Genomic DNA, 2,242 nt, shown 5'->3' on the forward strand with positions numbered 1-2,242 from the left:
GCCCGATTGACCCCCGTCGAGTACGAGACCATCATGACCCCAGCCGCAGCCCTGGCTGCATAAACCCCGCTGTCACCCAACCCTGCAGCAGTCCCCAAGGACGTCGGCCTGGCTGGCAGTGGAGTAGGAGATCCTGTGGCTCATGGCGCCATGGTGCCAAGGACGACTGACACCCCGCCTGACCCGCAGGGGCGCGGCCGGAGGGCGTCCGGGCCCGAATCATCCGCAGCGAGGAGCGCACACTCTGCGGTCGGCCCACACCGCGGGAGGGCCGAGGCGAGCGTTCACCACGTCCAGCAGCTCGGCAGCCACCGTTCGAGACAGTCCGACCCCGGAGGTATCGGTGAGGGGCCCGTGGACCTCGACATGCTCGGCCAGAGTGCTGCCCGCGACATAGGGAGTGGCCAGCCAGGGCCGGTCTGCTTGCGCGTCGGCGGCAGCCACCTCGAGCAGGTACGGGCCAGAAATCTTGGTCAGGGTGACGACTTCACGGCGAACCGGCGGGGTGCACTGGTTTCGCCGTGAACTCCGGGTGGAGCACCTTCACAGCCAGAGGTCCGCTGCCTGGTGGATGCGCATAGTAGACAGTTCCCATGCCGCCGGCCCCAGGCGGCGCAGCGGGTGGTAGGGGCCGATTCGAGCGGGTAGTTCAGCCTCATCCACCGCAGGTGCCTCCATGCAACTCAGTACAGGTCAGGCAGTGAGCGTAACTGCGCTGGGGACCGCAGGTAGTGGCGGGTGGAGGACCGCACCTGGATCAGCGACCCCAAGGGTGGCTCCCCCTTCCAGACCGACCGCGCGGGCACCCTGCGTTCGTCGTCGCCCGTGCGCTGGCCGAGGCCGGCGTCCCGTACGGGCTGGGGGATCTCCGGGTCTCGAATCCCGACCTCCTTCTGGCCGACGGCGCGGGCGGCGGGGGCGGGCCGGTGGCCGGGGGTGGAGGTGACGGCCGTCAGCCCGAAGGGGATCGCCGAGCTGTGCGAGCTCGTCGAGACCAGGGATGGTCAGTAGTCCCAGACGGTTGGCACGAAACGGAAGGCGTTGCCGGCGACCGCCACGTGGCAGACGGACGGGAACGGCACGTGAGCTGCCAGCAATTGCTCGCCGCTGGCCGCCATCTCTGTCAAGAGACGGATCCGGACGCGGGCTGATTCCTCGGGGTCGTGCTCGAAGCCGTTGTACCAGCCGGGTTTGTCGAACCCGCACTGGAACACGGCATCGCCGGCGAACGTGAGCCGGTCGCCGCCGGACTCCAGGCGGACGATGCTGTGACCGGGAGTGTGACCGCCGGTACGAACGATCCTCACTCCTGGCGCCACCTCGTGCTCCTTCTCGAACGGCTTGAGCTGACCGCGGTACAGTTCCAGGAACTTCGAGGCGGTCGTGCGAAGCGCCTCCGGCACGGCTTCCGGCATGGCGGTGCGGGAGAAGTCGGGCGCCTCCCAGAACTCGGCCTCCGCGGAAGCCAGATGGACCCGCAGGTTCGTGCGGAGCCGACCCCTCAGCCCTTCGACGAGCAGCCCGCCGATGTGGTCGAAATGCAAGTGGGTGAGCACCACATCGGTCACGGATGCGGGGTCGATCCCGGCCGCGTCCAGTCGCATGGCCAACTGCCCGGCCCGCGGGAAGCCGGGGAATTCCGTCCCCAGCCCGGAATCGATGAGGATGGTTCGGCCACCGCTGCGTACGACGGCCACATTCACCGGGTAGACGAGCATCTCCGGCAGGAAGTTCTCACCGAGCCAGGCGGACAGGTCGGCCTTGGCAGCGTTTGTGGCCAACGTCTCGGCGGGAATCTGCAGTGTCCCGTCGCTGATCACCGTCACGTCGATGTCGCCGACGTTCAACGCATAGCGGGACGGCACCAGTTCGTCGTGCACCGGCGCGTCGGGGTGTGCGAGCTTCATGGTGTTCTCCTCGTGAAGAGCGTAAACCGAAGACACCGATACGGCGCCATGGCGTACGCCGTCCGGTATTCCCTATGACCGGACGGCAGCCCGGTCTGTGACAGCCGCTCTGCCCCTCGCCTCTGCCCCGCCTGACCGATCACGTCACGGGCACCAGGTGCTTGGCCGCCATGTGAGTGACGGGACGCATGCGGTCGGCCGGAGCCTCCTCGGGCCGTCAGACGTCCTTGGGCTAGAGGTCCTAGTAGGGCTTGGTCATGTTGGTGCGGGGTCTGGCATGTCGCGGTGACAAGTGGGGCAGGCGCCGGTCCAGGTCGCGATGAGTATCTGCAGCT

Annotated in this window: 2 protein-coding genes; one reads left to right on the forward strand and one right to left on the reverse strand. The window is 67.9% G+C overall.

Annotation, left to right across the window (positions count from 1 at the left end):
* Positions 1–738 precede the first annotated feature (738 nt).
* Positions 739–1,011 (forward strand): hypothetical protein, encoded by a 273-nt coding sequence (locus ACFYY7_RS45600; RefSeq protein WP_388672356.1) that lies wholly within the window; start codon positions 739–741, stop codon positions 1,009–1,011.
* Here ACFYY7_RS45600 and ACFYY7_RS45605 read toward each other — a convergent pair.
* Positions 1,005–1,907: an MBL fold metallo-hydrolase gene (locus ACFYY7_RS45605; protein WP_388672359.1), complete on the reverse strand. Its 903-nt coding sequence runs from the start codon at positions 1,905–1,907 to the stop codon at positions 1,005–1,007. The genes ACFYY7_RS45600 and ACFYY7_RS45605 overlap by 7 nt on opposite strands.
* Positions 1,908–2,242 lie beyond the last annotated feature (335 nt).

The organism is Streptomyces sp. NPDC001933 (assembly GCF_042890955.1).
Taxonomy (GTDB): Bacteria; Actinomycetota; Actinomycetes; order Streptomycetales; family Streptomycetaceae; genus Streptomyces.

What these genes read in the sequence shown, in the direction of transcription:
- ACFYY7_RS45605 (WP_388672359.1), bottom strand. Translation starts at nt 1,907, where the DNA reads ATGAAGCTCGCACACCCCGACGCGCCGGTGCACGACGAACTGGTGCCG.